Consider the following 8,564-nt stretch of genomic DNA (forward strand, 5'->3'; position numbering starts at 1 on the left):
CGGCTCGTCTCGGCCGTGAATACCGATCTGGACGCCGACCTCACCGTCCGATCCCTGTTCGAGGCACCCACCGTCGCACAACTCGCGCCCCACGTGCAGGCCGGCGCCGCCCGCACCGACCGCTTGGTGCCCGCCGAACGGCCGGCGCTGGTGCCCTTGTCGTTCGCCCAGTCGCGCTTGTGGTTCATCGACCAGTTCCAGGGCCCATCGCCGGTGTACAACATGGCGGTCGCCCTGAAGCTGAGCGGGCTGGTGGATGCCGAGGTGATGGGCGCCGCCCTAGCCGACGTGGTGGGCCGCCACGAAAGCCTGCGGACCCTGTTCCTCGCGCCCGAAGGCACGCCGCAACAGGCGGTCGTCCCGCCCGAGCGCAGCGAAGTCGGCTGGCAGGTCGTCGACGCCACCCGGTGGCCGGCCTCCTGGCTGGCGGAGGCCACCCACGAGGCGGCGCGCTACACCTTCGATCTAACCAGCGAATTGCCCTTGCGGGCATGGCTTTTCCACACCGGCGACGATGAACACGTCCTGGTGGCAGTGGTACACCATATCGCCGCGGACGGGTGGTCGCTGGCCCCGCTGGTGCGTGACCTCGGGACGGCCTATGCCAGCCGGTCGTCCGGACGAGCCCCGCAGTGGGCGCCGCTGCCGGTCCAATACGTGGACTACACGCTGTGGCAGCGCGCCCAATTCGGCGACCTCGACGACCCGGACAGCCCCATCGCCGTGCAGCTCGCCTACTGGGAACAAGCCCTGGCCGGGCTACCGGAACGTGTTGAGCTGCCCACCGACCGGCCGTATCCCTTGGTGGCCGATTACCGTGGGGCCGGCCTGGCCGTGCAGTGGCCGGCCGACCTTCAGCAACAGATCGCCGACCTGGCGCAAGCCCACCACGTGACCAGTTTCATGGTCGTGCAGGCCGGCCTTGCCGTGCTGCTGTCCAGCCTGAGCGCGAGTTCCGATGTGGCGGTGGGCTTTCCGATCGCGGGCCGGCGCGACCCGGCCCTGGACGACGTCGTCGGTTTCTTCGTCAACACCCTGGTGCTCCGCGTAGACCTCGGCGGCGATCCCAGCGTCGCCGAACTGTTGGCCAGGGTGCGGCAGCGCAGCCTGGCGGCCTACGATCACCAGGACGTTCCCTTCGAAGTGCTCGTCGAACGGCTCAACCCCACCCGGGACCTCGCCCATCACCCGCTGGTCCAGGTGATGTTGGCCTGGCAGAACAACCAACCCGTCGACCTGAATCTGGGCGATATACAGGTCACGCCGCTGCCCCTGGAGACCCAGGTCGCCCGGATGGATCTGGTCTTCTCGCTCGCCGAACATTGGGGAGAGGACGGCCGGCCCGCCGGCATCACCGGAACGGTGGAGTTCCGCACCGACGTCTTCGACGCGCCCAGCATCGAGACGATGATCGCCCGACTGCGGCAGGTGCTTTCGGCCATGACCGCCGATCCCGCCCGGGCGCTGTCGACGATCGGCGTCCTCGCCGAGTCGGAGCGCGACCGCCTCGATGCGATCGGCAACCGCGCGGTGTTGACCCAGCCGGTGACCGGTCCGGTGTCCATCCCGGCACTCTTCGACGAACAGGTGACTCACGCGCCCGCGGGGGTGGCGATCACCTGCGGTCGACGGTCGTGGACCTATCGCGAGGTCGATGCGTCGGCTAACCAGTTGGCGCGCATACTGATTGGCCGCGGCGCGGGCCCCGGCCAGCGGGTGGCGGTGGCGATGCCGCGGTCGGCCGGGGCGATCGTGGCGATCCTGGCCGTGCTGAAGACCGGCGCGGCCTACGTACCGATCGACCCGGCGCTACCGTCGGCCCGCATCGAATTCATGCTCACCGATGCCGCACCGATCGCGACGGTCAGCACTGCCGAGATCCGCGCGGATCTGCCCCGGTGCGGACCGGTCATCGACATCGACGACCCCGCCGTGCGCGTCCAACCCACCACGGGATTGCCGGCGCCGGCCGCGGACAACGTCGCGTACGTCATTTACACCTCGGGGACCACGGGCGCCCCCAAGGGTGTCGCGGTGACCCACCACAATGTCACCCAACTGTTGCTGTCGCTGGATCCCGAACTGGGTCTGGGGCGGGTGTGGAGCCACTGTCATTCCCTGGCCTTCGATTTCTCCGTATGGGAACTCTTCGGGCCGCTGCTGCGCGGCGGACGCCTCGTCGTCGTCCCCGATCAGGTGGTCCGGTCTCCGGAAGACCTGCGCGCCTTGCTGATTGCCGAAGGTGTCGAGGTGTTGAGCCAGACCCCGTCGGCGGTGGCGGCACTGGCGACCGACGGCCTGGAATCGGTGGCGCTGATCGTCGGCGGCGAACCGTGCCCCGTCGAGGTGATGGATCGGTGGGCGCCCGGACGGGTGATGATCAACCAATACGGCCCGACGGAGACCACCATGTATGCGGCGATGACCGCGCCGCTGACGGCGGATCTCGATGTGGTGCCGATCGGTTCGCCGGTGCCCGGGGCCGCGCTGTTCGTGCTGGACCACTGGTTGCGTCCGGTGCCGCCCGGCGTGGTGGGGGAGTTGTACATCGCGGGCCGTGGGGTTGCCATCGGTTATCTGGGCCGCGCCGGTTTGACGGCATCGCGGTTCGTGGCCTGCCCGTTCGGTGGGCCCGGCGCGCGCATGTATCGCACCGGCGACCTGGTCCGGTGGGGCGCCGACGAGCAGCTCGAGTACCTCGGGCGCGCCGACGAACAGGTCAAGATCCGTGGCTACCGCATCGAGCTCGGTGAAATACACTCCGCGCTCACCGAATTGGACGGCGTCGAGCAGGCCGCGGTGATCGCCCGCGAAGACCACTCCGCGACCGTGCGGCTGGTGGGGTATGTCACCGGGACGGCGGACCCGACCGAAGTGCGGTCGCGGCTCGCCGAGCGGTTGCCGGCCTACATGGTGCCGGCCGCCGTCGTGACGCTCGACGCGCTGCCGCTGACCGTCAACGGCAAACTCGATACCCGCGCCCTGCCCGCCCCGGATTACGGCTCGAGCGCCTACCGCGCCCCGGCCGACGCGATCGAGGAGATCCTGGCCGGCATCTACGCCCAGGCCCTCGGGCTTGAGCGGGTCGGCGTGGACGATTCGTTCTTCGACCTGGGCGGCGACAGCATCCTGTCGATGCAGGTGGTCGCCCGGGCCCGCGCCGCCGGCGTAATGTGCCGGCCGCGTGACGTTTTCGTGGAACAGACGGTGTCCCGGCTGGCGCGGGTCGTCACGCTGGTCTCCGCAGCAGTCGATGCGGCCGACGACGGGACGGGGCCGGTGGTGGCCACCCCGATCATGCGGTGGCTGCAGAACATGGACGGCCCCATCGAGCAGTTCAACCAGACGCTGGTGCTGGCGGCGCCGGCGGGCGTGGGTCAGGCCGACGTACCGGTGCTGCTGCAGGCACTGCTGGACCGGCATCCCATGCTGCGGCTCTGCGTCGACGACGACGGCGCGGGCGACTGGTCCCTGCACGTGCCCGAGGTGGGTGCGGTGGACGCCTGCGCCTGCTTGCGGACCGTGGATGTGCTCTCCGATGCGGCGCTCAGCCAGGCGCGGTCCCGACTGAACCCCGGCGCCGGCGTGCTGCTGAGCGCGGTATGGGCCTGCGCGACAAACCAATTGGCATTGATCGTTCACCACCTGGCCGTCGACGCCGTGTCCTGGCGGACGCTGGTCGAGGACATCAACATCGCCTGGGCACAGCACCGCAGCGGCCAGCCGATCGAACTGCCCGCAGGCGGGACCTCGTTCGCCCGGTGGTCGTCGCTGCTGGCCGACCACGCCCGCAGCGCGGCGGTGCTCGACCAGGCAGACGCCTGGCGGCGCATCGAGCAGACACCGGCGCTGTTGCCGGCGGCGCGGCCCGAGGACACCTACGCGACCGCGGGGCAGTTGTCGGCGTCGCTGGACGTCGAGACGACCCGGTCGTTGCTGGGAGAGGTGCCCGCGGCGTTCCACGCCGGGGTGCAGGACATCCTGCTGATCGCCTTCGGGATGGCGATCGCCGAATTCTCCGGCACGACGAACCCCATCGGCATCGACATCGAGGGCCACGGGCGCGGCGAAGAGCTGGGCCCGAACGTCGATCTGTCCCGCACCGTGGGCTGGTTCACCACCAAACACCCGATCGCCCTGGACATCCCCGGCCTGGACTGGGGACGGGTGAGGGCCGGTGACGCCGCGCTGAGCGCGGTAATCAAGGACGCCAAGGAGCAACTGCGCGCCCTGCCGAACGGTGTGACCTACGGGCTGTTGTGCTACCTGAATCCCGAAGTAGCACTGGCTGGTTCGGATCCGGACATCGGGTTCAACTATCTGGGTCGCCTCGGCGGTGGAACCGCCGGGTTGTCCGACGAGTTGTGGCGGCCGAGCCCGAACAGTCCGTCGTTGAGTGCGGCGGCCGCGGCGCTGGCGCTGCCGTTGCCGCACACGCTGGAGCTCAATGCGGGCACCATGGAGACCGACGACGGTCCCGAGTTGCTGGCGAACTGGACGTGGGCACCCTCGGCGCTGACGCGTGGTGAGGCAAAGCGACTGAGCCGGTTGTGGTTTGAGGCACTGGCCGGCATCTGCGCGCTGGTCCGGCGCGGCGTCGGCGGCTTGACCCCGTCGGACATCGCCCCCGCCAGGCTCAGTCAGCAGCAGATCGACCAACTCGAGCGGCAATACGACGTCGCCGATATCCTGCCGCTGACCCCGCTGCAGCAGGGACTGCTGTTCCATGCGACCGCCGGCCAGGGCGACGCCGACGTGTACGCCGTCCAGCTGAACATCACGCTACGCGGCGCCCTCGATTCGCACCGACTGCAGCGCGCCCTGGATACCGTCGTCACCCGCCACCCCAACCTGTCCGCCCGATTCTGTTCGGACTTCGGCGATCCCGTGCAGATCATCCCCGGCGCTGCCGACCTCGCCTATCAGCATGTCGAGATCCGGGGCGGCGACGTCGAGGAACAGGTCCAGCGGCTTTGCACCGCCGAGCGGGTCGCGGCGCGAAAGCTCGGTGCGGATCCGCCGTTGCGGGCCGCGCTGATCCGCACCGCGGATCACGAACACCGGTTCCTCCTCACCGTCCACCACATCGTGATGGACGGCTGGTCGCTTCCGATCCTGCTGCAAGAGATCTTCGCCTGCTACTACGGCTCGCGATTGCCGACGGCGCTGCCGTACCGCGGGTTCGTCACCTGGCTGGCCGATCGGGACGTCGCCGCCGCCCGCCAGGCCTGGCGCGCTGCGCTCGACGGTTTCGACACCCCCACCATGGTGGGCCCGGCGGGCCGAATCGGGCTGGGTCCGCGCGCCGTGGCGACCCTGCAATTGACGGCCGAAACCACCAGTGCGCTAGGCGAACTCGCGCGCTCCTGCCGCACCACCGTCAACACCGTGCTGCAGGCGGCGTGGGCGCAGCTGCTGATGTGGCAGACCGGTCAACGCGACGTCGCCTTCGGCACCGCCGTCTCGGGCCGCCCGGCCGATCTGCCCGGCGCGGAATCCATGGTGGGCCTGCTGATCAACACCGTGCCGGTGCGCGCGCGCGTCACCGCGGCGAGTACCGTCGCCGACTTGCTGGGCCAGCTGCAACGTGCCCACAACGACACCCTCGAGCACCAGCACCTGGCGCTCAACGAGATTCACCGCATCACCGGGCATGACCAGCTGTTCGACAGCTTGCTCGTATACGAGAACTATCCGGTCGACGCCACGACGTTGTCGGCCGTCCACGACCTGACCGTCACCGAATTCACCAGCCACGAATACAACCACTACCCGCTGTCGCTGCAGGCCGTGCCCGGTGAAGAGCTGCGCCTGCGGGTCGAATTCGACACCGACGTGTTCGACCCGGCCCACATCGACACGCTGACCGCGCGGTTACACCGGCTGCTGGTCGCCATGGCCGCCGATCCGGCCCGGCCGTTGCTGTCCGTGGACGCGCTCGACGGCGGGGAACACGCGCGGCTTGCCGACTGGGGGCATCGGGCGGCGTTGACCGGGGGCGCGGCCACACCGCCGTCACTGCCCGCGCTGTTCGCCACCCAGGTGACCCGCAGGCCCGACGCGATCGCGGTGACCTGCGAGGGTCGCACGATGACCTATCGCGTTCTCGACGAGGCGTCGAACCGCCTGGCGCACTTGTTGGTTGACCAGGGCATCGGGCCAGGACATGTTGTGGCGCTGCTGTTTTCCCGATCGGCCGAGGCGATCGTGGCCATCCTGGCGACCCTGAAGGCCGGGGCGGCCTACCTGCCCATCGACCCGGGGCTCCCGCCGGCCCGGATCGGATTCATGATCGATGACACCGCACCGACCGTCGCGCTCAGCACGACGGGCCTGCGCTCGCGCCTGGCCGGGTCCGGACTGCCGGTCATAGACATCGACGCCGCCGCCGTCCACGATCACTCCGGCACCGCGTTGCCGGCGCCGGCATCCGACAACGTCGCGTACATCATCTACACCTCGGGCACCACCGGCGTCCCGAAAGGCGTTGCCGTCACTCATCGCAACGTCGCCCAACTCCTGGAATCGCTGCACGCCGCGCTGCCCGGAGCCGGCGTGTGGTCGCAGTGCCATTCCTACGGCTTCGACGTGTCGATCCAGGAAATCTGGGGCGCCCTGGCCGGCGGCGGCCGCCTGGTGATCGTGCCCGAGCAGGTGACGCGCTCGCCGGACGAACTGCACGCCATGCTGATCGCCGAAAGCGTCACCGTGCTCAGCCAAACGCCATCGGCGCTGGCGGCGCTGTCACCGCAAGGTCTGCATACCGCGCTGATCATCGGCGGTGAACCCTGCCCGGCCGCATTGGCCGGCCAGTGGGCCCCGGGCCGGGTGATGATCAACGCCTACGGGCCCACCGAAACCACGGTGGATGTGGTGCTCAGTGCGCCGCTGGCCGTCGACACCGGAGCGCCACCGCTCGGCTCGCCGGTGGCCGGGGCCGCGCTGTTCGTGCTGGACGCATGGCTGCGGCCGGTGCCCGCCGGCGTGGTCGGCGAGCTGTACGTGGCCGGCGCCGGGGTGGCCGTCGGCTATCCGCGCCGCGCCGGTCTGACCGCATCCCGGTTCGTAGCCTGTCCGTTCGGCGGGACCGGGACGCGCATGTATCGCACCGGGGATCTGGTCCGTTGGGGCGCGGACGGTCGGCTGCGCTACGCCGGGCGCGCCGACGGGCAGGTCAAGATCCGTGGCCATCGCATCGAGCTCGGTGAAGTACACAGCGCCCTAGGGCAATTGGACGGCGTCACGCAGTCGGCGGTGATCGCCCGTGAGGACCGGCCGGGCGAGAAGCGGCTCGTCGCCTACCACACCGGCACCGCCGACCCGGCCGAGATCCGCGCCCAGCTGGCCGCGCGGCTACCCGCCTACATGGTCCCGTCCGCGGTGGTGGCCATCGAGGCAATGCCGTTGACGCCCAACGGCAAAATCGACGCCCGCGCCCTCCCGGCACCCGACTACACCGCCGGTGATTATCGGGCCCCGGCCACCCCGGTCGAGGAAATCCTGGCCGGCATTTACGCCCGGGTGCTGGGGCTCGAGCGGGTCGGGGTGGACGATTCGTTCTTCGATCTGGGCGGCGACTCGCTGTCGGCGATGCGGGCGATCGCCACGATCAACACCACGCTGGACGCCGGCATCGGGGTGCGGATGTTGTTCGAGGCGCCCACCGTTGGCGAGTTGGCCGCACGCGTCGGCGCGGGCGGGGGCAGGCTCGACGGACTCATGGCGCACCAACGGCCGGCGGTGCTGCCGTTGTCGTTCGCCCAGTCGCGGTTGTGGTTCATCGACCAGCTGCACGGCCCCTCACCGGTGTACAACATGGCCGCGGCGCTGCGGTTGAGCGGACGCCTGGACGCCACCGCGCTCGCGGTGGCACTGCGAGACGTGGTGGCACGCCACGAGAGCCTGCGCACGGTGTTCACCGCCGTCGAGGGCATACCGCAGCAGGTGGTGTTGCCCCCCGAGCGGGCCGACGTCCCATGGCAAGATGTCGACGCCACGGGCTGGTCACCCGCCCGCCTGGAGGACGCCATCCGCCACACGGCGCGGCACACGTTCGACCTGGCAACCGAAATACCCCTGTGTGCCAGGCTTTTCCGCCTCGGTGATGAGGAGCACGTCCTGGTGGCCGTGGTGCACCACATCGCCGCGGACGGGGGTTCGCTGCCGCCGCTGGTGCGCGATCTGGCGCTGTCCTACGCCAGCCGTGCGGCCGGACAGGCCCCGGGCTGGACGCCGCTGCCGGCGCAGTATGCCGACTACACGCTATGGCAGCGCGCGCAATTCGGCGATCTGGAAGATCCGGACAGCCCGATCGCGAAGCAACTGGCGTATTGGGAACGGGCGCTGGCCGGGCTGCCCGAGCGGCTGGAGCTGCCCACCGATCGGCCCTATCCGGCGGTCGCCGACTATCGCGGGGCCAGCGTGGCGGTGGAGTGGCCGGCGGAGTTGCAGCAGCGGGTGCGGGCGGTGGCCGACGCGCACAACGCGACGAGCTTCATGGTGGTGCAGGCCGCCCTGGCGGTGTTGCTGGCCAAGATCAGCGCGAGTTCGGATGTGGCGGTGGG

The 8,564-nt window shown here is 70.0% G+C and carries 1 protein-coding gene; it reads left to right on the forward strand.

Going from position 1 to position 8,564, the window contains the following annotated elements; genetic code table 11:
- Window positions 1-8,564 (forward strand): non-ribosomal peptide synthetase (locus A5622_RS27120; protein WP_156753114.1); only part of this gene is annotated, 8,564 nt, incomplete at both ends.

Source organism: Mycobacterium sp. 1245801.1, from assembly GCF_001673055.1.
Lineage (GTDB): Bacteria > Actinomycetota > Actinomycetes > Mycobacteriales > Mycobacteriaceae > Mycobacterium > Mycobacterium europaeum_A.